The sequence below is a fragment of the Burkholderia sp. SIMBA_062 genome, from assembly GCF_046534765.1.
GTDB lineage: Bacteria > Pseudomonadota > Gammaproteobacteria > Burkholderiales > Burkholderiaceae > Burkholderia > Burkholderia ambifaria.
The window spans coordinates 285,914-307,759 of record NZ_JAWRYD010000004.1 but is presented as its reverse complement, the minus strand read 5'-3'; the positions used below and the strand labels follow the sequence as shown (position 1 = coordinate 307,759).

Genomic DNA, 21,846 nt, shown 5'->3' with positions numbered 1-21,846 from the left:
CACGGCGCGGCATCGCGCGATATGGATTCGGGGGTATTCAACATGAACGCGAGAACCCTTTCATTGGCTGAGCCCGCCGTGACTGATTATTTTGTATGCGCATCCCACCAAGACGAGCATCTCCGCTGGCTGCGGGATACGCTCGTCTCGGCCGGCATGGTGGAAGCGGTATCGCTGGAGCCCGGCGCGTTGGCCCAACGCATCCTCGGGCTCAACCCCGCGATCGTGTTCATCGATTTTTCCCGTGCCCAGGCCGAAGCGAGTGCTGCCGCGGCGGCGGTGCGTCTTGCACACCCGAGCCTGCCGGTCGTCGCGCTCGGTACGCTGGCGCAGCCGGAAAGCGCGCTCGCTGCGCTACGGGCCGGCGTGCGCGATTTCATCGACGTTTCCGGCAGTGCGGAAGACGCATTGCGTATCACGCGCGGACTGCTCGAGCACGCCGGCGCGGAACCGGCCAATCGCCACGGCAAGCTGGTCGCGCTGCTCGGTGCGCGCGCCGGGATGGGCGTGAGTACGCTCGCATCGAATCTCGCCGTATGGCTGCACAAGCGCGGCGCTGCAGGCATCGTCGCCGGCGACGCGCCTGCCTTCGGTGTTGCCACGCCGCTTGCCCGGCAGACGGCGCTCGTCGACCTGGGTCTGCCGGCGGGCGATAGCGCACTCTTTCTCAACACGCGTTGCGAATTCCATTTCGTCGAGGCCGTGCGCAACCTGCGCCGCATCGACCGGACCTTCGTCAACACGGCCCTCGCCCGACACGCGAGCGGCGTCGCGTTGACGACGCTGCCGCCGAACCTCGCCGATTTGCGGGACGTGTCGTATGCGGCCTGCGTCGGCCTGCTGAACCGGCTGCGCGCATTCTTCGATCAGCAGATTGTCGATCTGGGCGGCTTTACGAACCTGGAGTTCGTCGCGCAGATCGCGGCGGTTGCCGACGAGGCGTGGCTGGTCTGCGACCAGGGCGTCGCGTCGATCGTCTCCGCGGTCGATCTGCTCGAGGGGCTGCGCGATGCGGGGATGGACCTCGGCAAGATGCGTCTCGTCGTCAACCAGTACGACGCGGCACTGAGCCTGACGCCGGCCCAGATCGCAGACCGGCTCGGCATCGCGTTGCTGACGACGCTGCCTGCGCGGCGCGTGTCGATCGGGCAGGCGGCCAACCAGGGGCGACTGATCGTCGACATGTCGGAGCGCGATCCGTATGTGCGTGCGCTCGAGCCGCTCGCGGAGCGACTGGCAGGCACGGTGGCGCCAGCAAAGAGCGCCGCTTCGGGCCTGTCCGTGCTCAAGCGTTTCATTCAACCTTCGTCCAAGCGTTCGTAAGCGATGGCACACGACATTCAATTTGCCGACGGCGCCGCGCCGTTCTCCCAGTCGCAGCAGTTCCATGACATCAAGAATGCCGCGCACGAACATTTGCTGACGCGCATTGAGGAACTGGGGGCCGAATTCGGTCGTTGGTCGCGCCAGGCAATCAACCAGTTCGTCGACCTGGAAATCGACAGCTTCGTGCGTTTGCGGCGCATCCCGCTCAACGAGAACGAGGTCAGGACGATTGCCGAGGCGCTGACCAAGGAGCTTGCCGGGTTCGGGCCGATCGAGGACTTGCTCGCCGATCCGCATGTCGAGGACATCCTGATCAACGGCTACAACGATATCTACGTGTCGCGCCACGGGATCCTGGTCAAGCTGCCGATTCGCTTTACGGACAACGCGCACCTGCTGCGTATCGTGCGGCGCATCCTTGCGCCGATCGGCCGGCGCCTGGACGAATCGAATCCGATGGTCGATGCGCGCCTGCCGGACGGTGGGCGTGTCAACGTGGTGATCGAGCCGCTGTCGATCGACGGGCCGGTCGTGTCGATCCGGAAATTCCGCAAGGATCCGCTCAAGCCGGCCGATCTGCTCGGCAACGGCACGTTCAATGCGGAAATCGGCGCGCTGCTCGAGGCGGCGGTCGAGGCGCGCTGCAACATCCTCGTGTCGGGTGGCACGAGCTCGGGCAAGACTTCGCTGCTCAATGCGCTCGCGTTCCACATTCCCGAGCCGGAGCGCGTCGTGACGATCGAGGATACGGCCGAACTGTCGCTGAATCACCCGCACGTCGTGCGCCTCGAAAGCCGGCCCGGCGGCTTTGACGGCACAGGCGTCGTGTCGATTCGCGATTTGCTGCGCAATACGTTGCGGATGCGTCCGGACCGGATCATCGTGGGCGAAGTGCGCGGCGGCGAGGTGCTGGAGATGCTGCAGGCGATGAATACGGGTCACGACGGCTCGATGGGGACCGTGCATGCGAGTTCGCCGCGCGAGTGCCTCTATCGTCTCGAGATGCTGGCCGGCTTCGCCGGATTCCAGGGCACCGAGTCGAGCCTGCGCCGGCAAATCGCGAACGCGATCGACTTCATCGTGCAAATTGGCCGTCTGTCCAACGGCCGGCGCCGGATCCTGTCGATTACGGAGGTAACCGGCCTGTCGGACAACATCATCGCGACGCAGGAACTGTATCGTTACGAGGCGCGCGTGACGCCCGAAGGTGAAGAAGTCGACACCTGGGAATCGCTCGGCATTCATCCGCACTCGCCGAAGCTCGCCCGCTTCCGTCAGACGCTGCAGGGCGGCTTCGGCGCTAGTGGCGGCGGTAGCGGGTTCGGCGGCGGGTTCGGCCGCGGCGGCGGGGGTTTCAATGTATAGCGTGCTGGCAATGGCGCTTCTGCTCGTGGCCGCCGCGCTGATGCTGTGGCGGCACGGCGAGATGAAGCGCGATCGCGCCGACGTGCAGCGCTTCATCGACAGCCGGATCGAACCCGGCGCGCGAGCGGGCGGTGTGCCTCAGCAGCAAGCCCGGCCGGTTGCGCCCGCCGCGGCACGCGCGTCAGCCGGCGTACCAGCTTCGCAATGGGGACGCTGGCGCGCAGTCGCGACCGAGTATTTCGCCAACGTGGCAAGCCGTGCGGGAATCGAGGACGCGCGCGGCAAAGCGCTGCTTGCGCTGCTGGCGCTGCTGGCGCTGACCGGAGCCGCGTTTGCCGCCGGCGATCGGGGCGGCTGGCTCGGCGGCATCGCCGCGCTCGTCTGCGGCGCTGCGCTGCTCGTGTTCTGGCTGGTGTCGCGCATACATCGGCGGCGCCAGATGATCGTTCGTCAGTTGCCGTCGTTTCTGGACGGCATCGTGCGGCTGGTGACGCTGGGCAATAGCGTGCCGGCCGCGTTCCAGGCCGCGCTGCAGACCACCGAGGCGCCGTTGCGCGGCTGCCTGGACCATGTGTCGAGGATGCTGCGGACGGGCGTCGAGATCGACCGCGCGATGATGCATATCGCGAACGTGTACCACACGAAGGAGTTCGAACTGGTCGGGTCGGTGCTGCGGCTGTCGGTGCGGTACGGCGGTCGCGCGGACATCATGCTCGACCGGATGTCGACGTTCATGCGCGATCTCGAACAAGCCGAGCGGGAACTGGAGGCGATGTCGTCGGAAACGCGTTTGTCTGCATGGGTGCTCGTCATGCTGCCGATCGCGATCGGCAGCTTCGTCATTGCGACCAATCCGCTCTATCTCCAGTCGATGTGGAACGATTACACCGGTCGCCAGTTGCTGGTCCTCGCTTTCATGCTGCAGGCAGCGGGCGGGATCTGGCTTTATCACATGGCCAAACTCAGGTGACGGCATGACAGCCAATCAACTTGGTTCGCTCGCACTGGTGCTTGGCGCGCTGGGCATCCTGTTGCTGGCGCTGCTCGCGATTCGCAGCGCGAATGCGCAATCGCGCAGCGGCCGGACACTGACCGACGCACTCGAGCGGCGGCTTGCAGCGCTGGCGGCCGCAAGCGGGCGGGCGGCCCAGGATGCGGACGAATCGTTGCGGAACGAGCCGGACGCCCGGCAGGCACCCGGTCAGCCGTCGCGATTCGCGCAAATGCAGGCGCGTCTGTCGGTGTTCGGGATGCGCTGGCTGGATACCGGTATCGGTCGGCTGGTCGTGGCCGAAGAGGATCGGCTGCTGCTCGAGCAATGCGGTTTTGTCGATACGCGCACGCGCGGCTTGTTCCTGAGTGCGCGGATCGCCTGCTCGATCGTCATTCCGCTCGCATACATCGGCGTGGTCGGGCCGCATGTGAGTGGCACGCAGTGGTGGCTGGGCGCGGGTATTTCGTTCATCGTCGGATTCATGGTGCCGAAGCTCTACCTCAGGCGCCGTGCCGCGAAGCGTCGACAAGCGGTGACCGACGAGTTGCCGCTGCTGGTCGACATGCTGCGTCTGCTTCAAGGGGTTGGCTTGTCGCTCGATCAGAGTATTCAGGTCGTCACGAACGACTTCAAGGGCATGATGCCCGTGCTCTCGTCGGAAATGGAAATCGCCCAACGGCAGTTCGCGGCGGGGCGAACACGCGAACAGTCGTTGCAGCGGTTGTCGTCGGGTTTTGAAAACGAGGATCTGCGCGCCATCGTGCGATTGCTGATACAGGTCGACAAGCACGGCGGCGCGGTCCAGGAGCCGCTCAAGCAGTTCGGCGAACGCTTGCGCGAGGCCCGTCGTGCGATGCTGCGCGAGCGCATCGGTCGGTTGACGGTGAAGATGACGGGCGTGATGATCGTGACGCTTCTGCCCGCGCTGCTGATCGTGACGGCCGGGCCGGGGATGATCTCTGTGTTGCGCGCGCTGAGCCAGGCGCAGCACTGATGCAGGGAAGGGAAAGGACGGAAAATGAAACGCATCGATGAAGTCGCGAAAGTGGCCGGGATGCTGGCGATGGCGAGCCTGCTCTGCGCGTGTTCGGCGTTCAAGGAAAGCGGGTACGGCGTCGGTCCGCAGGCGGAGCGTGCGGCATTGATGGACGCCGCGGCACAGAAACAGGCAGCACCCGATACGCCCGGCATGTATCTGGGCCTGATCGAGCGGATGCAGTCGCAAGGACTGTATTACGCGTCGCTCGCGCATATCGATGCGTACGAGAAGCAGTATGGTGCGTCACCGCAGACCCTCCTTCTACGCGCCGATGCATTGCGCATGACCGACCAGCCGGCTGCGAGCACCGCTGTCTATACGCAACTGCTCAACACGCCGCTTGCGGCGCGTGGGTATCGCGGGCTGGGGCTGATCGCCGGTGCCGCGGGCGATTTCCCGCGCGCCGCGCAGGCATTGTCGCAGGCGACGGTGCTGGCACCGACCGATGCCGCGACGCTGTCGGATCTCGCCTACGCAAAATTGCGCGGCGGCGATATCGACGGTGCGCGCATCCCGCTGATGAAGGCGGCTGAACTCGACCAGAACAATCCAAAGATCATCAGCAACCTGGCGCTGTATCTGCTCGCGTCCGGCCGTACGCGCGACGCGCAGCGGCTGATGGCACAGCAGAAGCTGTCGGCCGACGTGCGCAACGACATCCGCGGCGACGCGACGAAAATCACGGCGGCAGCGCGTGCGTGGCGCCGCGCGGCACCGCCACCGGCCTCGGTCGCGACGGTGACGCCGGTCGGCTCGGGCAGCGTGGTCGACGTGTCGGGCGCCGATGTCTCACGGCGGCCGTCGCCAGTCGCGAACATTCAGGGATTCGATCCCACCGCGCCGCTGCTGCAACGGTTCGCACAATGACAAAGCATTCGGGGGAAGTGACATGACGAACGACAAACGTTTCAATCGACGCCTTGCATGGCTGCATCGCGGCATCACAGTGGTTGCATTGCTGGGCGCCGCCACTGCGGCGCATTGCGCGGAATCGACGCCGTCGGCGGCGGAAGTCGGCCATTCGACCGACGCGCTGCTTGCGCTGCAGCGGGACAACCGTGCGGCCGGACCGGCGTTGCCGATGTTGGGGGATACCGCGTCGCTCAGCTACCAGCGCTATCTCGATTCGTTCAAGCACAAGATTCCGGAGTCGCTGGGATCACCGGTCAACGCGAACGGCAGCGGCGGCTCCGGCGGACAGCATTCCATGCAATCGTATTGAGCGAGACGGTAATGATCGCGGCTCGCCATTCATCGAATCGAGTGACCGGACGGGGACACGCCGCGCCGCGCCGACAGCGCGGTGCGGTCGTCGTCATGGCGTCCGTATGGATACTGCTGGCGATGGTCATTCTCGGTTCGGTCGACATCGGCAACGTGTTCCTGGCCCGTCGCGACATGCAGCGCGTCGCCGATCTCGCGGCGCTGGCCGCGGTCCAGCGGCTGGACGATGCGTGTGCGAACGTGACGAGCGTGGCCACGAATAACGCGTCGACGAACGGCTTTTCCGTCGGCGGCACCACGACCCTGTCGGCCGATTGCGGTTATTGGGCACCGACGGCCACCGGGACGTCGAACAGTTTCTATTCGTCGAAGACATCGGTTCCCATGCTCACCCAGCTGAATGCGGTCCGGGTCACGATTTCCAAGTCGATACCGTATTTCTTCTTCGGACCGACGCGCACCGTGATCGCCACGTCGACCGCGAAGGCGACCAACATCGACACGTTCTCGATCGGCGCGACGCTGGCCGCCGTCGGTGGAGTCGGCTGCTCGGGTGTGCCGACCGGCAATCCCGGTCTGGTGAATGCGCTGCTGGGCGCGCTGCTGCAAGGCCAGGGCGGTACGCCGCTGACGCTCAATCTTGCGTCTTATCAGGGGCTTGCCTGCGCGAACGTCAAGCTGGGCGATATCGCTGTCGCACTGCAGTCGCTGTCGGTAGGCAACGGGACGATGGGCGGTCTGGTCAATGCGCAGGCATCGGTCGGCACGCTGCTCAAGGCGACGGTGGCGGCAGTCGGGAAGACCACCGCCCTCGGCACCGCTGTGCAGTCGAGTGCTACCGGCGCACTCAACAGCATCCTCAACCTGAGCCTGCTCAGCAATACCAGCATCAACGTCGCGCGCCTGACCGGACAGAGTGCCACGTCGCTGCTCACGCTCGGCCTCGCGAACGCGCAGGCGGCGGCCGATGCAACCGTAAACGTGCTCGATCTCGTGATGGCGATGGCGCAGATCGCACAGAGCGGCAAGCCGGGCGTCGTAATCGGCGCGAATGTGCCGCTTGCGCTGCCGAACGGCAATTCCGTATCGATCGCGCAGTTGCAGGTGCAGGTCATCAGCCCGCCGACCATCGCGGTGGGCGAAGGCGGGAAGGACGCGACCGGCGCGTGGCGCACGGTCGCGACGAATGCGCAGATCGGCCTCTATCTGCTCGTCAACCTCGGTGTGAATCCGCTGCCGGTCGTGGCGTCCGCGAACGTGTATCTGCCGCTTTACGTGCAGCTCGGCGCGGGCAGCGCAACGCTGTTGTCGACCAATTGCCTGACCTTGCCGAATTCGGCCACGATCAGCGCGCAACCGAGCGTCGCGAATCTATGTATCGGCCAGCCGCCACTCAGCGGCAACGTGCTGAACCTGCCGGCGACCTACAGCTGCTCGACGCCCGCCAAGGTGCTCGACGTGCTGCTACTGGCTGGCGCGGTCGAAGTTTCCGCGACCGTCTCCAACGTGTCGGTGAATCTGGCCGGCAACACGGCGACCAAGACATTTAACGGACGAGGCGGAAGCGATCCGTCCTACTACTGGACCACCAACACGAATGCGCTGGGTTCGGCCGTGAGCAATGCATTGGCTGGTCTGAGCTCGGCCACGATCACGCCGAAAGTGGATCTGCTGTTCGGATTCGTCACTGTCCCGATCACACCGGATTTCATTCCGAAACTGCTGGGGGTCCTGACCGGTGTTTTGAGTCCGCTGTTGAGCGCGCTGGACGGTATCATCGATCCGCTGCTGGATCTGCTTGGCGTCCAGCTCGGTGCCGCCACGGTACATCAGATGTCGCTGACCTGCGGCGCTGCGCAAACTGTCAGTAATTAGAGAAGCAAGACCACCCGATGAGAAACACGCCCGCAATCGCAGAACTCGATCTGTACGTCTGGGAAGGCAAGGCGGACATTGTCGACCGCGTTGCCCGCTGCATGGCGAGCTTCGACGTCGAAGTGATCCGCGCCGACAATGCGGAAATCTCGCCGGAGCGCGCCGCATTGCGGCCATCGCTCGCGATCATCAGCGTGACGATGATTGAAACCGGCGCGGCGTTCCTGCGCGACTGGCAAGCCAACATCGGCATGCCGGTCGTCTGGGTCGGCGCGGCGCGCGACCACGACGCATCGCAGTATCCGCCCGACTATTCGCACATTCTGCCGCTCGACTTCACCTGCGCCGAACTGCGCGGGATGATCGGCAAGCTCGTCACGCAGCTGCGCGCGCACGCGGCCGAAACCCTGCAACCGTCCGAACTCGTCGCGCACTCGGAGTCGATGCAGGCGCTGCTGCACGAGGTCGACACGTTCGCCGACTGCGACACCAACGTGCTCCTGCACGGCGAAACCGGTGTCGGCAAGGAACGCATCGCGCAATTGCTCCACGAAAAGCATTCGCGCTATCGCAACGGCGAATTCGTGCCGGTCAACTGCGGCGCGATCCCCGACGGCCTGTTCGAATCTCTCTTCTTCGGACATGCGAAAGGTTCGTTCACCGGCGCGGTTGTCGCGCATAAAGGCTATTTCGAACAGGCGGCGGGCGGCACGCTGTTCCTCGACGAAGTCGGTGACCTGCCGTTGTACCAGCAGGTCAAGCTGTTGCGCGTGCTCGAGGACGGCGCCGTGCTGCGGGTCGGCGCGACGTCGCCGATCAAGGTCGATTTTCGTCTCGTCGCGGCCAGCAACAAGAAGCTGCCGCAGCTCGTGAAGGACGGCCTGTTCCGCGCGGATCTTTACTATCGGCTCGCGGTGATCGAGCTGAGCATTCCGTCGCTGGAGGAGCGGGGCGCGGTCGACAAGATTGCGCTGTTCAAGTCGTTCGTCGCGGACGTGGTGGGCGACGAGCGGCTCGCGCAGCTGTCCGATCTGCCTTACTGGCTCGCGGACGCGGTCGCGGACAGCTATTTCCCCGGCAACGTGCGCGAACTGCGCAACCTCGCGGAGCGCGTCGGCGTGACGGTGCGGCAGACGGGCGGCTGGGACGCGGCGCGGCTGCAGCGGCTGGTCGCGCATGCGCGCAACTCGGCGCAGCCGGTGCCGGTGGAAAGCGCGGCGGAAGTTTTCGTCGACCGAAGCAAGTGGGACATGAACGAGCGCAGCCGCGTGATCGCGGCCCTGGATGCAAACGGTTGGCGGCGCCAGGATACGGCGCTGCAGCTCGGCATCAGCCGCAAGGTGTTGTGGGAAAAGATGCGTAAATATCAGATATTCGACGAAGAGCCCGAGACCCGCGAAAGCGAGTAATTAATGAGATAAAATCGCGCTGAATTACAACGACACGGGCGGGAATAAAAATTCATGAGCCATATGACGGGGTTGGGACGGGCGTGCGTGGTGCTCGCCATGATGGGCGGCGTGCCGGGCGCGTACGCGCAGGGATTGGCAGGCAATGGCGCACCGGCGGTACAGCAGGCGTCGGCACCGGTTGCGGCGATTCCGGTGCTGGATCAGCAGGTGCAAACCTCGGTGCAGCCGGAGGCGGGCGAGACGACCGGGCCGAGCACGGTTGACGAGCTGCAGCGCCAGATCCAGGCGCATTCGCTGACGGAAATGCGCACCAGCTATAACGGCAGCTACGGCGCGAGCCTGCTGTTCAGCGTGAAGGACGGTGCCTATTTCGTCGCGCTGTTCCAGCAGAAGGCGTTCTGGCGCGTGATCAAGACTTACGACGATACGCGGGCGGAAGCGGTCTATCGCGATTTCTCGCGTCAGGCGGAACGGCTGGCCGTCAACGAATTGCGTGCGGCGAAGCTGGAATCGCAGAAGGCCCAGACGGACCGGCAGATCGCGCTCACGCAGGACAGGGCGCGGCGTCTGCAGGCCGACATCTCCATCGCACGCGAGCAGCAGGCTGCGGTCGTGGATCGCCAGAAGAGCGTCCGCAATGAAACGGCGGCGTTGCAGGCGCAGCAGGCGGAGCTTCAGTCGCAACTGCGCGCATTGCAGCAGCAGGTGCGTTCGCTGCAGCGCGAGGCCAACGCAGGCTTGCCGGTGAAGGCACACTGAGCGACCACGGTACGGCCGGTGCGGCGACATGCCGCGCCGGCCCACCAGGAAAAAGGGCAAGCCGGTTGGCTTGCCCTTTTGTCTTACTGGCCGTCCGGCACGATTCGCCGGCGGCGCGTGACGATCACTGGCCCGTTGCCGCCGCGGGTATCGGACGGCGACGTGTTGCCCGATGCGTCGCCGGCGTCGCGCGGCGCGCCATAGCTTTCACGCGGTTCGCGCGGCGCGCCGTAACCTTCGCGGGGCGCGCCATAACCCTCGCGCGGTTCGCGGGAGCCATAGCCTTCGCGCGGTTCACGCGAGCCGTAACCTTCACGCGGCTCGCGCGAGCCGTAGCCGCCGTCGCCGCGCGATTCGCGGGAGCCGCCGTGCGAGCCGTACGGGCTGTGACCACCGCCTTCGCGGCCGCCCGGTCGACCGCCGGTACGCGGGCCGCGGGGGCCGCCGCCGCCCGGGCGGGAGCCGCCCGTATCGAGCTGGATCGTGGAAATCGCACGCTTGTAGATGCCTTGCAGACCCACGGGGGTGCGCAGCATCACCAGGTACTGGTCGAACGACTCGATACACCCCGTCAGACGAATGCCGTTGACGAGATAGATTTCAACACGCTTACGTTCCTTGCGCGCCGAATTGATGAAGTCGTTTTGCGGATGGGATTCTGCGGGATTGGCCATTGAGGTGCGGCAGGAGCCTGCGTCAGAGAATATGTTGTGCGTGTGGATGGCGTGGTCGCCCACCAGGTGTTTGGCGGGATTTTACCCTGTTCGTTCCACCAGCGCGCGCTCGTGATTGTGTCGAACCGTAACCCACTATAGACGTTCCAGCGCGTTTTCGCGATTCGGCCAAATGGCTAGTGCCGTTTCGTTACGTCGCGTTACGACTCTCGCAGCGGCGTAGCACCTGGCCCGGCGCGGTCGGCTTATCTTCATCGCGCGTGCCGGGCAGGCCGGCGGATGAGGGAAGGAAACATGAACAAGAGGGGATGGGCGGTATCGATCGGGAGTGTGGCGTTGCTCGCTTCCGCCAGTGCAATGGCGCACGTCGACCTGTCGGTAGGCATCGGCGTGCCGGTCGCGCCAGTCTATGTCGAGCCGGCACCGGTCTATGTGGCGCCGCAGCCGGCGGTCGTCGCGTATCCGGGTTACGGATACGGCTACGACGGCGACGAGGACGACGACCGTTACCGGAAATGGCGCAAGCACTATTACAAGCATTGGCACAAGCATCACCACGACGATGACGACGACTGAGCGCGACATGCGGTGCGCCGTCGACGCTCAGAATGCGTAGTCCGGGTTTTTCGGGTCAAACGCGGATTCGTCGAGCGTTGCCGGCGCGATCTTCTCGATGATGATCCGCTCGAAGATCTTGCCGTCGTTGTCATAGGATTCGACGGTCCGGAAGTAGGGCGCGTGCAGGTCGAGCCCGAGCGTTTCCTTCTTCGCGTAAAACTGCGGCCGGCCGGTCGGCGTCTCGTAGGTGAGCGCGACGACGCGCACACCGCCCATCGTCTTCGCTTCTACCTGCGTCGGCCGCTGCACACCGGCTTCCTGGTATTTCTTTCCTTCGGTCAGGTACAGGTTCGTGATGAACTCGGTGCCGAGATCCTTGACCTGGTGATTCGACTGCGCGCGGGCGAGTGCGCCGTCGAGCGCCGTCCACAACGGAATCTTGCCGAGCAGGCCGCCGAGATGGCCGTACATCTCGTCCTTGCGCTGGGTCGTGTCGTAGATCGTCTCCTGTCCCGCATGCGCGCCGCCGGGCAGCCATTTCGCATAGACCCGCAGCGGCTCGCGGGTGGTCTTCACGAGCATGCGATCGGGCGTGTCGGACCATTTCCCGCTGATGCGTTCCTGCCGCACCACCGTGAACTGGTACGACGGATAACCGTTGGGACCATTGCGGATGTAGAGCGGCACGGCGAGCGGATCGAGCGCCTTGAACAGCGTCGTGAGCGTCGCATCGTCGAGTTGTGCGAGCGTGCCGCGCTGGGCGGCCGTGCGCAGCCAGCGCGCCTGCTGAGCGAGCGGCTCGTGCGTGACCTTCGCCAGCTCCGCCGGCAGGGCGGCCGCCTGCGTCGCGCTCGCGGCATCGGCAGTTTCCTGCGCATGCAGGCCCGGCTGCGCGAGCAACAGCGTGCAGGCGACTGCTGCGGCAGTACGCGTAGCCTGCGTCGCGCGGCGCTTGTTTCCTTCGTTCATCGACAGTGTCTCCCGGAGCGATGCGTCGTTCAGCCTTGTTTCGCGGCCTTGATCCTGGCGACCTCCTCGTCGCGCAGCGCGCGGCGCAGGATCTTGCCGACGTTGGTCTGCGGCAGCGCGTCGCGGAACTCGACGACCTTCGGCATCTTGTAGCCGGTCAGGTTCTTGCGGCAGTGCGCGAGCACGTCGTCGACCGTCAGCGCCGGGTCGCGGCGCACGACGAAGACCTTGATCCGTTCGCCCTGGACTTCGTCCGGGATACCGATCGCTGCGGCTTCGCTGATGCCCGGATGCATCACCAGCACTTCCTCGATCTCGTTCGGATACACGTTGAAGCCCGACACGAGGATCATGTCCTTCTTGCGGTCGATGAGGCGGATGAAGCCGCGCTCGTCCATCACGCCGATGTCGCCGGTGGCGAGCCAGCCGTCGGCGTCGATCACCTTCGCGGTCTCGTCGGGCCGCTGCCAGTAGCCACGCATCACCTGCGGCCCGTGCACGCACAGCTCGCCCGGCTCGCCGACGGCGGCCCAGGTGCCGTCCTCGCGGCGAAAGCGCACGAGCGTCGACGGAGCGGGCAGGCCGATGGAGCCGCTGAATGCGGCCATGTCGCTCAGGTTCACCGGATTCATCGTGACGATCGGCGAGCATTCGGTGAGCCCGTAACCTTCGACGACCGGCCGGCCCGTGACCTCCTGGAAGCGCTCCGCGACCGCGCGCTGCATCGCCATCCCGCCCGCCATCGCGAGCTTGAGCTGCGAGAAGTCGCGCTTGCGGAATTCCTCGTTGTCGAGGAACGCGTTGTACAGCGTGTTGATGCCGGTGATCCCGGTAAACGTTTCGTTGCGGATGATCTTCATCACCATCGTCATGTCGCGCGGGTTCGCGATCAGGATGTTGCGCCCGCCGAGCCCCATGAAGATGAACGCGTTCACCGTCAGCGAGTAGATGTGATAGAGCGGCAGCGGCGTCAGCACCGTCTCGACGTCGCCCGACATCTGATCGGCGATCCACGCCTTGGCCTGCAGCAGGTTCGCGATCAGGTTGCCGTGCGTGAGCATCGCGCCTTTCGCGACGCCGGTCGTGCCGCCGGTGTATTGCAGGAACGCGAGATCGTCGCGCGTCGTCGGCACCGGCTGCGGTTTGACGCGCGCGCCGAGCGCGAGGGCGGAGCGCAGCCGGATCGCCTGCGGCAGGCTGTAGTCGGGCACCAGCTTCTTCACGTGCTTCAGCACGAAGTTGATCAGGCGTCCCTTCGCATTGAAACCGTCGGCGAGCAGGTCGCCGAGCGCGGTGACGACGATGTTCTTCACTTGCGTTTCCGGCAGCGCTTCCTGCAGCGTGCGCGCGAAGTTCTCGAACACGACGATCGTCTGCGCGCCGCTGTCCTTCAGCTGATGCGCGAGTTCGCGCGCCGTATAGAGCGGATTGACGTTGACGACGATCGCGCCGGCCTTCAGCGTGCCGAACAGCGCGACCGGGTACTGGAACGTGTTCGGCAGCATGATCGCGACGCGGTCGCCCGGCTTCACGCCGGTGCTTTGCAGATACGACGCGAACGCTTCGACTTTCTGCGCGAGCGTGCGGTAGGTCATCGATGCGCCCGCGCTCACGTATGCGACCCGCTCGGCGAAGCGCGTCGTGCATTCGTCGAAGAACTGCACGAGCGACGTGTATTGCGTGACGTCGATCTCGTGCGGCACGCCGGGCGGATACGACGCGTACCAGACGCCGTCGCTGTTCGGCGGGAGCTGGGTCGTTGCGGTTGCTGCGGACGAGGACATGATGTGTCTCCAATGCTGTGCGGTGGACGAGCGTCGGCGCTTCGGCGCGTTGCGCTCGTCCCATGCTTTTCGTCGACGAAAGCCGGCCAGCCGTGGCTCCCGCCGCATGACATTCGTACGGCCCGGGCCGGCGCATCCACGCCGGCCCGGGCCGCCCAAATCGTGAATCGCCGCCTGCGCGGCGTGACGCAATCAGCTCGCCGAATGCGCGGTCGCCGTATCGACCGCGGCCGCGGCCGTACCCGTACCCGGCGACAGCCCGAAGGCTTCGCTCGCGCCCGCATCGTCGAGCACGGCCGCGAAGATCGACAGCTGCGTGCTGTCGGGCATCGGCGCCTTCAGCGCGGCGACGATCAGCGAGGACAGCCGCGCGATCATCTGCACGTCGTTCATCGTGCGGCGTTGCGAGAATTCGTCGATCAGGCTTTCGGTTTCGGCGCCGGCAAGCGCACCGGACAGCGCGCCGATCGCGAAGTGCAGCCGCCAGCCGAGCTCCGTGCGCGGCAGATGCGGCAGCGCGCGCTGGAACGCATCGAAGAAGCGGCCCGCGACGCTCGCATAGTGCGCGGTCAGGAAGTTGCGCACGAACGGCGACGGGTCGGTGTATGCGCGGCCGATCAAGCGAAGGAACGCGGGGCCGCCGCGATCGGGGTCGCGCGACGCCTTCAGCGCGGGAATGAACATCGCGCCGAGCACGTGCTCGCAGGTGATGTGCGCACCGAGCTGCGCATCGAAGCGGTCGAGGATGCCGAGGCGTTCCTGGTTGAGCTGGTCGAGCCGACGCGACAGCATTGCGTGGATCAACGCTTCCTTGCTGCCGAAGTGGTAGTTGACCGCGGCGAGGTTCACCGCCGCGCGCGACGTGATCTGCCGCATCGACATCGCTTCGAAGCCATGCTCGATGAACAGGTCCTCGGCCGCGTCGAGGATGCGCGCCTTCGTTCCGCCGGCCTGCCGATTGCCGGGTGCCCGCGTCCCGGACGGCCGTCCCGCGGACGATCGCCCCTCCTGACTTACTGCCATGTCCCGCCTCCCTATGCCGGTCGCGCGGCCGCGAACAGGTGATTTGATTATGTAATTCAAACAGCCGTTTTTATTAAGATAAAAAAATGCAGGCGGCGCGGGCAAGCGGGGAATCTGGACAAATTCCTCTAGTTCGATGTGCGGGTGCGGCATACATCGCGTGTGGCCCCTGCGGGACGAGGCTCACGCGATGATGCAACGCGGCAACGCGCGGGTTCAGCCGACGGTGCTACGCGTATTGACCGATTGCGTCATGTCGATGCCGCGCCGTTCGCGGCTGAATATGATCAGCACGGCGATCACGACGGCGACGATGCCGGCCACGAGCGCGAGGGCAAAACTGTAGTTGTTGCCCTGCGAAACCGCGAGGGACGCCTGCATCGTCGCGTTACCCGACGCCAGCAGGTTGCCGAGCTGGTAGACGACGCCGGGGAAGGTCGCGCGGATCTCGTCGGGCGAGATCTCGTTCAGGTGGACGGGGATCACGCCCCACGCACCCTGTACCGAGATCTGCATCAGGAACGCGCCGGCGGCGAGTGCGACCGGGCCGCTCGAGAACGCCCACAGCGGCAGCACCGGCAGCGCGATCAGCGCCGCGATGAAGATCGCGCGCCGGCGGCCGATTCGCTCCGAGATCGCGCCGAACGACAGGCCGCCGACGATCGCACCGAGGTTCAGCACGATCGTGATCCACGACACGGTGTGCGGATCGAAGTGATGCTGTTCGCGCAGGAAGGTCGGGTAGAGATCCTGCGTGCCGTGCGAGAAGAAGTTGAACGCGGTCATCAGCACGATCGCGTAGATCGTGAGCTTCCAGTTCTGCCGCAGCGTGGCGCCGAGGCTCGGCCGCGGGCGCTTTTCCATCTGCTTCCAGGCCGGCGACTCGGGCACGTGCGCGCGCACGTACAGTACGAGCAGCGCGGGCAGCACGCCGACCATGAACATCCCGCGCCAGCCGATGTACTGGTAGAGCAGGCCGAACACGACGGACGCGAGCAGATAGCCGCTCGGATAACCGGCCTGCAGCAAGCCCGACACGAAGCCGCGCGCATGGGTCGGTACGGTTTCCATCGTCAGCGCGGAGCCGACGCCCCATTCGCCGCCCATCGCGATGCCGAACAGCGCGCGCAGCACCAGCAGCGCGGTCAGGCTGGGCGCGAAGCCCGACGCGAGTTCGAGCAGCGAATAGCACGCGATGTTGACCATCAGCGTCGGGCGGCGGCCGAAGCGATCGGCGAGCCGGCCGAAGATCAGCGCACCGATCGGGCGCATCGCGAGCGTCAGCGTGAGTGCGAACGCGACGGCGGGGATCGTCGACGCGAATTCGGCGGCGATGTCCTTCAGCACGAAGACCATCAGGAAAAAGTCGAACGCGTCGAGCGTCCACCCGAGGTAGGCGGCAATCGTGACGTTGCGTTGTTCGCGGGTCCAGCTCATGTCCGAGGTCTCCTCGTTGACTTGCGCTCACGATCTGAAGGCGGATGCCGGCCCGGCTGGCGCGCGGCGCGGGAGCATGGGTCGAGTGTAGGCCGCGATGCCGTCCGAGGTGGGGCGCGATAACCGTGAATCGGGAATAATCCCTACGAAATGATCTGTTGAGAAAGCCGAAACAACGGCGTGCGAGACAAGCGTCAGGCGTCTGTATCATTCCGGAAGGCTTTTTGTAGCAGTTATGTAATGCGTGATGCGCGCGATGCGCATCGCGCCCGAATCAGGAGTCCCGATGACCACATCTTCCGTAGCCGCATTGCCTGTGCTCGAGACCGAGCGGTTGTGGCTGCGCCCGCGCGTGCTGGCCGATCTCGACGCGAGCATCGAGATGGATCGCGATCCGGAAGTCACGCGCTACATCGCCGGCCCGTGGCACGACCCTGACGAACATCGCCGCTTCGTCACGCACCGGATCACGCGCGACTATCCGCCGGGCCTCGGCTACTGGTCGATCTTCGAGAAGGCCGCGCCCGACGCGTTCATCGGCTGGATCCTGCTGATTCCCGACTATGCGCACGGCGCGCGCGACGTCGAGATCGGCTGGCGGCTCGTGCGCGCGGCGTGGGGCCGCGGCATCGCGTGCGAAGCCGCCGCGGCCGTCGTGCGTCATGCGTTCGACACCGTGCGGCTGCCGCGCGTGATCGCCGATATCGCGGAGGCGAACACGGGCTCGCTGAACGTCGCACGCAAGCTCGGGATGCGGCGCGTGGGCGTCGTGCACGACGGGATTCCCTACGTGCGTCATCGTTTCGAGCGCGACGACCTGCGAGCATGACGCGGCGACGCGACGCGGCAGCGACGCCGGTTGTCGGGGAAGGTCAAGCGCATGCCTGTCCTGGTCGCGAGGGATTAGCAGCTCGCACGATCTGGAGTATCGTTGCCGGAAATTCCCAACATGGGGTACGACCATGGCACTCGGCAACGACGTTCATCTCATTCCTGTCCGGCTCGACGCATTGCGTCCGACGCAAATGACCGTCGGCTATCGCGAAGTGAAAGCGAAGCGCAGGCACTGGAAAGCGCTCGACAAGCGTGCGCGCAAGGCCGCGATCGACTCGCACTGGTTTCCGGCCGTGCTCGGCCCGGGCGGCCTTTACTACATCACCGATCATCACCATCTCGGCCTCGCGCTGATCGAGGAAGGGCAGACGCGCGTGAACGCGATGCTGCTGAAGGATCTGTCCTGGCTCGAGGACACGATCTTCTGGCGGATGATGGAACACAACCAGTGGGTGCATCCGTTCGGTTCGGACGGCTCGCGTCGCGACTACGCGAATCTGCCGAAGGTGCTGACGGGGCTCGAGGACGATCCGTACCGCAGCCTCGCGGGCGAACTGCGCACGGCGGGCGGCTATGCGAAGGATGCGACGCCGTTCAGCGAATTCCTGTGGGCCGACTACCTGCGCCAGCACGTGACGCTCGACCAGATCCGCAAGAACTTCTCGAAGGCGCTGGACGTCTCGCTACGCCGGGCACATGACCAGGACGCGCGCTATCTGCCCGGCTGGTCGGGTGTCATCGCCGCCAAACCCTGACACGCGCACGATGCCTACCGCCTCATGACGACCGCCTCGCCCCGTCCGGATACCGGCCCGCAGCATCCCGAGCATTTCGCCGCACTGGGTGCGGCAACGCCGCCGCCCACGCGGCGCATCGGCCTTGACGCGCTTGCCGGTCTGTCGATCGCCGGGCTGCTGATTCCGGAGGCGGTCGCGTATGCGGGGCTCGCCAACCTGCCGCCGCAGGCCGGTCTCATCGCGCTGCTGTCGGGGCTCGTGGTTTATGCGCTGACCGGCAGCAGCCGCTTTGCGATCGTGTCGTCGACCTCGTCGTCGGCGGCCGTGCTCGCGGCCACCGTGCTGGCCGAATCGGGGATGGCGCTCGCCGCGCAACTCGCGCTGGCGGCCGCGCTTGTCGCAATGACGGGCGTGCTGTTCATCCTGGCGAGCGCGGCGCGGCTCGGCGGCATGTCGGATTTCGTCGCGCGTCCGGTCCTGCGCGGGTTCACGTTCGGACTCGCGCTGACGATCGTCCTCAAGCAACTGCCGAAGATTCTCGCGATTACCGTGCAGCACAGCGATGCGCCGCATGTCGCGCTCGACCTCGTCGCCGGTGCGCCGCGTGCGAACCTCGCGAGCGTCGCGCTCGGCGGGAGCGCGCTTGCGCTGCTGTTCGTGCTCGGGCGCAGCAAGCGGGTGCCGGCCACGCTCGTCGTCATCGTGCTGTCGATCGCGGCCGGCTATGTGGTCGACTGGCAGCACTACGGGATCGCGATCGTCGGACACATCGATTTCCGGCACCTCGCATTCGGGCTGCCGCATCTCGACCGCAACGCATGGATGCAGACGGTCGAGTTGGCTTTCGCGCTGATGCTGATCCTGTACGCGGAGTCGTACGGATCGATCCGCAACTTCGCGCTGAAGCACGGCGACAGCGTGTCGCCGAATCGCGACCTCGTCGCGCTCGGCTGCGCGAACCTCGTGTCGGGGCTGTTGCACGGGATGCCGGTCGGCGCCGGCTATTCGGCGACGTCGGCGAATGAGGCGGCCGGCGCGCAATCGCGTTTCTCGAGCCTGTGGGCAGCCGCCGTGGTCGCGCTGATCGTGTGGCTGCTGCTGCCGCAGCTCGCGCGCACGCCGGAGCCCGTGCTCGCGGCGATCGTGATCTTCGCGGTCAGCCATTCGCTGCATCCGTCGGTGTTCCGGCCGTACTGGGTCTGGCATCGCGATCGGCTCGTCGTGGTCGCCGCGCTGCTCGCCGTGCTCGTGCTCGGCGTGCTGCATGGGCTGCTCGCGGCCATCGGCGTGAACCTGCTGTTGACGCTGCGCAAGTTGTCGGAGCCGAACGTCAGCGTGCTCGGCCGGCTGCGCGACGGGCACGACTTCGTCGACGTCGCGAATCACGCCGATGCGAAGCCGATACCTGGCGTGCTGATCGTGCGGCCCGAGGCGCAGCTGTTCTTCGCCAACGCCGACCGGATGCTCAATCGCGTGCGCGCGCTGATGAAGGCCGCGCCCGATACCCATACCGTGATGCTGAGCCTCGAGGAAACGCCGGACGTCGACGGCACGACGATCGAGTCGTTGCGCACGTTCGCGGCGGAATGCGCGGCACGCGGGCTGCAGTTCGCGATCGTGCGGCTCAAGGAGCACGCGCTGCATGCGCTAAGTCGCGCGGCCGACGATACGCTGCGTGACGACGCGATGTCCGAACTGAGCGTCGACGAGAGCCTGCAACTGCTGCAGGCGCACGGCAAGGCCGGGAAGGCAGGCGCGTGACCGGGCGGGGCACACGCGCCGGCTAGCGCGCCGGTGCGCCCAGTGCGCCTAGTGCGATAGCGCGGCGTCGGCCGTCTCGGCGCTCGCGCGGCCGGCCACGACGTCGGCGACTTCGGCAGCCGTCGGTGCATATGCGCCCGCATGCGCGCAGGCGACCGCCGCGCAGGCCGCCGCGTAGCGCAGATGCTCGGCGGCCGATGCGCCGGGATGCATGAGCTGGCTGGCGAGCCAGCCGCCGATGCTGGCGTCGCCGCAGCCGACGGTGTCGGCGACCTCGGTCGCGAACGCCGGTTGGAACAGCGCGGTGTCGCGGTGCAGGAGCTGCATGCCGGCCGCGCCGCGCGTGACGAGCACGGTCGCATCGGGCGCCCACGCGCGCAATTGCGCGAGCGCGGCGGCTTCATCGAGTTCGGGAAACAGGCCGCGCAGATCTTCATCGGATACCTTGATCCAGTCGGCGAGACCGGCCAGCGCGCGCAGCGTGTCGCGATACGACGGCGCGGCCATCGGCGCGCGATAGTTCGGGTCGAACGAGATCCGCTTGCCGGCCGCGCGGGCAGCCCGCACGAGCTCGATCAGGCGCGGCGCGAGCGGCTCGCGCACGACCCCGAGCGAGCCCACGTGCACGATCTCGGCCGCGTCGAGCGCGCCATCGGGCAGGTCGGCCGGATCGAACGCGAGATCGGCGCTGTTCTCGCCGATGAAGAAATAGTCGGGCGGTTGTTTCGACACGACCATCGCGAGCAGCGGCGGGCGATCGACCTGTCGCATGAAGCGCAGGTCGAGCCCGGCATCGGCGCTCCGGCGCATCAGTTCGTCGCCGAAGATGTCGCGGCTGACCGTGCCGGCGAACGCGGTCGGCACGCCGAGCCGCGCGCCGACGCGCGCGACGTTCCAGCACGAGCCGCCGGCGACGCTGCGCCAGTGGCGCGCATCGTCGCGGATGAAATCGGTCAGCGCTTCGCCGAATACGATCAGGCGGGGGAACCTCGTCGTCATGTCGAAACCTCGTGCCGCGGCGTGTCGCGCGGCGGTGCGGTGGTTGAGGTGGACGGACGGGCAGGGCGCGCGTCGCACGCGGCGCTGCGGCCCGGCGCCGCCCGGCGTCGCAGGTCGCGCAGCGCGATCAGCGCGGGCTGGTCCAGCCCTTGTAGCCCTTCACGTTGTCGCGCGTGATGAGCGTCGGCTCGATCAGGATCATCGGATTGGCCGGCTTCTGGCCGTTCATGATTCCATAGCCGACGTTGACGGCCTGCTGCGCCATCGCCCACGGATCCTGGCTCGACGATGCCTGCACGAGCGTGTTGGACTTGAGCGCCACCTCGATGTCCGGTGCGCCGTCGACCGACGTGATCACGATGTTCGGGCGGTTCAGCTGTTTCGCCGCGAGATCGCTGCCGATCGCCTGCGGGTCGTTGATCGTGAACACGCCGTCGAGCTTCGGAAAGCGCGTCAGGTAGCCCTGCATCGAGTTCATCCCGCCTTCGCGCGAGCCCTTGCCGTCCTGGTCGCTCGACAGCAGCTTGATGCCCGGGTTCTTCGCGAGCACCGCCTTGCAGCCGTTCACGCGATCGATCACGGCCGACACCTGCGGGCCGTTTTCGATGATCACGTTGCCACGGCCGTTGAGCTTCTTCGCGAGATAGTCGCACGCCAGCTCGCCGGCCTTCACGTTGTTGGTCTGCACGGTCGCGTTCGCGCCGGCCGCCGCGACGTCCACCGCGACGACCGTGATGCCGGCCGCCTGCGCCTTCTTCACCGCCGGCTCGATCGCCTTCGGATCGGTCGCGTTGAGCAGGATGATGTCGACGTGCGCGGAGATGAAGTTGTCGATCTGCGTGAACTGCTTGTTCAGGTCGTAGTCGGCCGATACCGCGGTCACCTTCGCGTTCGGGTTGAGCTGTTTCGCGCGCGCTTCGGCGCCTTTCACGATCGTGACGAAGTACGGGTTGCCGAGCGATCCGACCGTGACGCCGATCGATTTCAGCGGCTTGTCGGCTGCCTGGGCGACGGCAGCGCCGAATGCGAGCGTGCAGGCGACGGCGGTCAGGGCGGCTTGGTGCTTGAACATGTCG

Annotated in this window: 20 protein-coding genes; 13 read left to right on the top strand and 7 right to left on the bottom strand. The window is 66.2% G+C overall.

Annotation, left to right across the window (positions count from 1 at the left end; genetic code table 11):
- Positions 1 to 42 precede the first annotated feature (42 nt).
- Genes SB786_RS06360 through SB786_RS06320 form a run of 9 tightly spaced genes read left to right on the top strand, consistent with a single transcriptional unit; the run spans position 43 to position 9,994 of the window.
- Positions 43 to 1,323, top strand: a complete 1,281-nt coding sequence (locus tag SB786_RS06360; protein ID WP_410726772.1) for a fimbrial protein — start codon at positions 43 to 45, stop codon at positions 1,321 to 1,323.
- Positions 1,324 to 1,326: 3 nt separating this feature from the next.
- Positions 1,327 to 2,691 (top strand): CpaF family protein, encoded by a 1,365-nt coding sequence (locus SB786_RS06355; RefSeq protein WP_410726771.1) that lies wholly within the window; start codon positions 1,327 to 1,329, stop codon positions 2,689 to 2,691.
- Positions 2,684 to 3,661 (top strand): type II secretion system F family protein, encoded by a 978-nt coding sequence (locus SB786_RS06350; RefSeq protein WP_410726770.1) that lies wholly within the window; start codon positions 2,684 to 2,686, stop codon positions 3,659 to 3,661. The genes SB786_RS06355 and SB786_RS06350 overlap by 8 nt, the downstream gene beginning before the upstream one ends.
- A gap of 4 nt (positions 3,662 to 3,665) precedes the next feature.
- Entirely contained in the window at positions 3,666 to 4,679 is a 1,014-nt protein-coding gene (locus SB786_RS06345) for a type II secretion system F family protein (RefSeq protein WP_410726806.1), read from the top strand.
- A 24-nt stretch (positions 4,680 to 4,703) separates the two neighbouring features.
- Positions 4,704 to 5,591, top strand: coding sequence for a pilus assembly protein (locus SB786_RS06340; protein WP_410726769.1), 888 nt, complete (start codon positions 4,704 to 4,706; stop codon positions 5,589 to 5,591).
- Positions 5,509 to 5,946, top strand: coding sequence for a DUF3613 domain-containing protein (locus tag SB786_RS06335; protein WP_410726768.1), 438 nt, complete (start codon positions 5,509 to 5,511; stop codon positions 5,944 to 5,946). The genes SB786_RS06340 and SB786_RS06335 overlap by 83 nt, the downstream gene beginning before the upstream one ends.
- Positions 5,947 to 5,957: 11 nt before the next feature.
- A complete protein-coding gene (locus SB786_RS06330; protein WP_410726767.1) occupies positions 5,958 to 7,823 on the top strand; it encodes a TadG family pilus assembly protein in 1,866 nt (621 codons plus the stop codon).
- 17 nt (positions 7,824 to 7,840) lie between these two features.
- Positions 7,841 to 9,232, top strand: a complete 1,392-nt coding sequence (locus SB786_RS06325) for a sigma 54-interacting transcriptional regulator (protein WP_410726766.1) — start codon at positions 7,841 to 7,843, stop codon at positions 9,230 to 9,232.
- Between the two features lie 54 nt (positions 9,233 to 9,286).
- Positions 9,287 to 9,994 carry a DUF2968 domain-containing protein gene (locus SB786_RS06320; protein WP_410726765.1) on the top strand — a complete coding sequence of 236 codons (708 nt, stop codon included), beginning with the start codon at positions 9,287 to 9,289 and terminating at the stop codon, positions 9,992 to 9,994.
- Positions 9,995 to 10,077: 83 nt separating this feature from the next.
- Here SB786_RS06320 and hfq read toward each other — a convergent pair whose 3' ends face one another.
- Positions 10,078 to 10,668, bottom strand: coding sequence for an RNA chaperone Hfq (gene hfq, locus SB786_RS06315; protein ID WP_410726805.1), 591 nt, complete (start codon positions 10,666 to 10,668; stop codon positions 10,078 to 10,080).
- 294 nt (positions 10,669 to 10,962) lie between these two features.
- Between hfq and SB786_RS06310 the strand changes: the two genes are divergently transcribed.
- The gene (locus SB786_RS06310; protein WP_410726764.1) at positions 10,963 to 11,244 is read left to right on the top strand and encodes a hypothetical protein; all 282 of its coding nucleotides are present in this window, start codon (positions 10,963 to 10,965) and stop codon (positions 11,242 to 11,244) included.
- Positions 11,245 to 11,271: 27 nt separating this feature from the next.
- Here the strand turns inward: SB786_RS06310 and SB786_RS06305 are convergent, their stop codons facing one another.
- The 4 genes from SB786_RS06305 to SB786_RS06290 all read right to left on the bottom strand — a co-directional run bounded on the left by SB786_RS06305 (position 11,272) and on the right by SB786_RS06290 (position 16,439).
- On the bottom strand, positions 11,272 to 12,195 hold the full coding sequence (locus SB786_RS06305) for a DUF1571 domain-containing protein (RefSeq protein ID WP_410726763.1): 924 nt from the start codon (positions 12,193 to 12,195) through the stop codon (positions 11,272 to 11,274).
- Between the two features lie 29 nt (positions 12,196 to 12,224).
- The gene (locus SB786_RS06300) at positions 12,225 to 13,979 is read right to left on the bottom strand and encodes an AMP-binding protein (protein WP_410726762.1); all 1,755 of its coding nucleotides are present in this window, start codon (positions 13,977 to 13,979) and stop codon (positions 12,225 to 12,227) included.
- A 192-nt stretch (positions 13,980 to 14,171) separates the two neighbouring features.
- The gene (locus tag SB786_RS06295) at positions 14,172 to 15,002 is read right to left on the bottom strand and encodes a TetR/AcrR family transcriptional regulator (protein WP_410726761.1); all 831 of its coding nucleotides are present in this window, start codon (positions 15,000 to 15,002) and stop codon (positions 14,172 to 14,174) included.
- Between the two features lie 216 nt (positions 15,003 to 15,218).
- A complete protein-coding gene (locus SB786_RS06290; RefSeq protein ID WP_410726760.1) occupies positions 15,219 to 16,439 on the bottom strand; it encodes an MFS transporter in 1,221 nt (406 codons plus the stop codon).
- Between the two features lie 286 nt (positions 16,440 to 16,725).
- Between SB786_RS06290 and SB786_RS06285 the strand changes: the two genes are divergently transcribed.
- The 3 genes from SB786_RS06285 to SB786_RS06275 all read left to right on the top strand — a co-directional run bounded on the left by SB786_RS06285 (position 16,726) and on the right by SB786_RS06275 (position 19,771).
- The gene (locus SB786_RS06285; protein ID WP_410726758.1) at positions 16,726 to 17,268 is read left to right on the top strand and encodes a GNAT family N-acetyltransferase; all 543 of its coding nucleotides are present in this window, start codon (positions 16,726 to 16,728) and stop codon (positions 17,266 to 17,268) included.
- A 133-nt stretch (positions 17,269 to 17,401) separates the two neighbouring features.
- The gene (locus tag SB786_RS06280) at positions 17,402 to 18,028 is read left to right on the top strand and encodes a ParB-like protein (RefSeq protein ID WP_228907511.1); all 627 of its coding nucleotides are present in this window, start codon (positions 17,402 to 17,404) and stop codon (positions 18,026 to 18,028) included.
- 24 nt (positions 18,029 to 18,052) lie between these two features.
- The gene (locus SB786_RS06275) at positions 18,053 to 19,771 is read left to right on the top strand and encodes a SulP family inorganic anion transporter (RefSeq protein ID WP_410726756.1); all 1,719 of its coding nucleotides are present in this window, start codon (positions 18,053 to 18,055) and stop codon (positions 19,769 to 19,771) included.
- A gap of 48 nt (positions 19,772 to 19,819) precedes the next feature.
- Here SB786_RS06275 and SB786_RS06270 read toward each other — a convergent pair whose 3' ends face one another.
- Positions 19,820 to 20,770, bottom strand: a complete 951-nt coding sequence (locus SB786_RS06270) for a carbohydrate kinase family protein (protein ID WP_410726755.1) — start codon at positions 20,768 to 20,770, stop codon at positions 19,820 to 19,822.
- Positions 20,771 to 20,897: 127 nt separating this feature from the next.
- Complete coding sequence (locus SB786_RS06265) at positions 20,898 to 21,842, bottom strand: ABC transporter substrate-binding protein (RefSeq protein WP_410726754.1); 945 nt, start codon at positions 21,840 to 21,842, stop codon at positions 20,898 to 20,900.
- Between the last annotated feature and the right edge of the window lie 4 nt (positions 21,843 to 21,846).

What these genes read in the sequence shown, in the direction of transcription:
- SB786_RS06305 (WP_410726763.1), bottom strand. Translation starts at nt 12,195, where the DNA reads ATGAACGAAGGAAACAAGCGCCGCGCGACGCAGGCTACGCGTACTGCC.
- SB786_RS06320 (WP_410726765.1), top strand. Translation starts at nt 9,287, where the DNA reads ATGAGCCATATGACGGGGTTGGGACGGGCGTGCGTGGTGCTCGCCATG.
- hfq (WP_410726805.1), bottom strand. Translation starts at nt 10,668, where the DNA reads ATGGCCAATCCCGCAGAATCCCATCCGCAAAACGACTTCATCAATTCG.
- SB786_RS06360 (WP_410726772.1), top strand. Translation starts at nt 43, where the DNA reads ATGAACGCGAGAACCCTTTCATTGGCTGAGCCCGCCGTGACTGATTAT.
- SB786_RS06355 (WP_410726771.1), top strand. Translation starts at nt 1,327, where the DNA reads ATGGCACACGACATTCAATTTGCCGACGGCGCCGCGCCGTTCTCCCAG.
- SB786_RS06340 (WP_410726769.1), top strand. Translation starts at nt 4,704, where the DNA reads ATGAAACGCATCGATGAAGTCGCGAAAGTGGCCGGGATGCTGGCGATG.
- SB786_RS06325 (WP_410726766.1), top strand. Translation starts at nt 7,841, where the DNA reads ATGAGAAACACGCCCGCAATCGCAGAACTCGATCTGTACGTCTGGGAA.
- SB786_RS06270 (WP_410726755.1), bottom strand. Translation starts at nt 20,770, where the DNA reads ATGACGACGAGGTTCCCCCGCCTGATCGTATTCGGCGAAGCGCTGACC.
- SB786_RS06285 (WP_410726758.1), top strand. Translation starts at nt 16,726, where the DNA reads ATGACCACATCTTCCGTAGCCGCATTGCCTGTGCTCGAGACCGAGCGG.
- SB786_RS06280 (WP_228907511.1), top strand. Translation starts at nt 17,402, where the DNA reads ATGGCACTCGGCAACGACGTTCATCTCATTCCTGTCCGGCTCGACGCA.
- SB786_RS06290 (WP_410726760.1), bottom strand. Translation starts at nt 16,439, where the DNA reads ATGAGCTGGACCCGCGAACAACGCAACGTCACGATTGCCGCCTACCTC.
- SB786_RS06335 (WP_410726768.1), top strand. Translation starts at nt 5,509, where the DNA reads ATGTCTCACGGCGGCCGTCGCCAGTCGCGAACATTCAGGGATTCGATC.
- SB786_RS06265 (WP_410726754.1), bottom strand. Translation starts at nt 21,842, where the DNA reads ATGTTCAAGCACCAAGCCGCCCTGACCGCCGTCGCCTGCACGCTCGCA.
- SB786_RS06350 (WP_410726770.1), top strand. Translation starts at nt 2,684, where the DNA reads ATGTATAGCGTGCTGGCAATGGCGCTTCTGCTCGTGGCCGCCGCGCTG.
- SB786_RS06275 (WP_410726756.1), top strand. Translation starts at nt 18,053, where the DNA reads ATGACGACCGCCTCGCCCCGTCCGGATACCGGCCCGCAGCATCCCGAG.
- SB786_RS06300 (WP_410726762.1), bottom strand. Translation starts at nt 13,979, where the DNA reads ATGTCCTCGTCCGCAGCAACCGCAACGACCCAGCTCCCGCCGAACAGC.
- SB786_RS06310 (WP_410726764.1), top strand. Translation starts at nt 10,963, where the DNA reads ATGAACAAGAGGGGATGGGCGGTATCGATCGGGAGTGTGGCGTTGCTC.
- SB786_RS06330 (WP_410726767.1), top strand. Translation starts at nt 5,958, where the DNA reads ATGATCGCGGCTCGCCATTCATCGAATCGAGTGACCGGACGGGGACAC.
- SB786_RS06295 (WP_410726761.1), bottom strand. Translation starts at nt 15,002, where the DNA reads ATGGCAGTAAGTCAGGAGGGGCGATCGTCCGCGGGACGGCCGTCCGGG.
- SB786_RS06345 (WP_410726806.1), top strand. Translation starts at nt 3,666, where the DNA reads ATGACAGCCAATCAACTTGGTTCGCTCGCACTGGTGCTTGGCGCGCTG.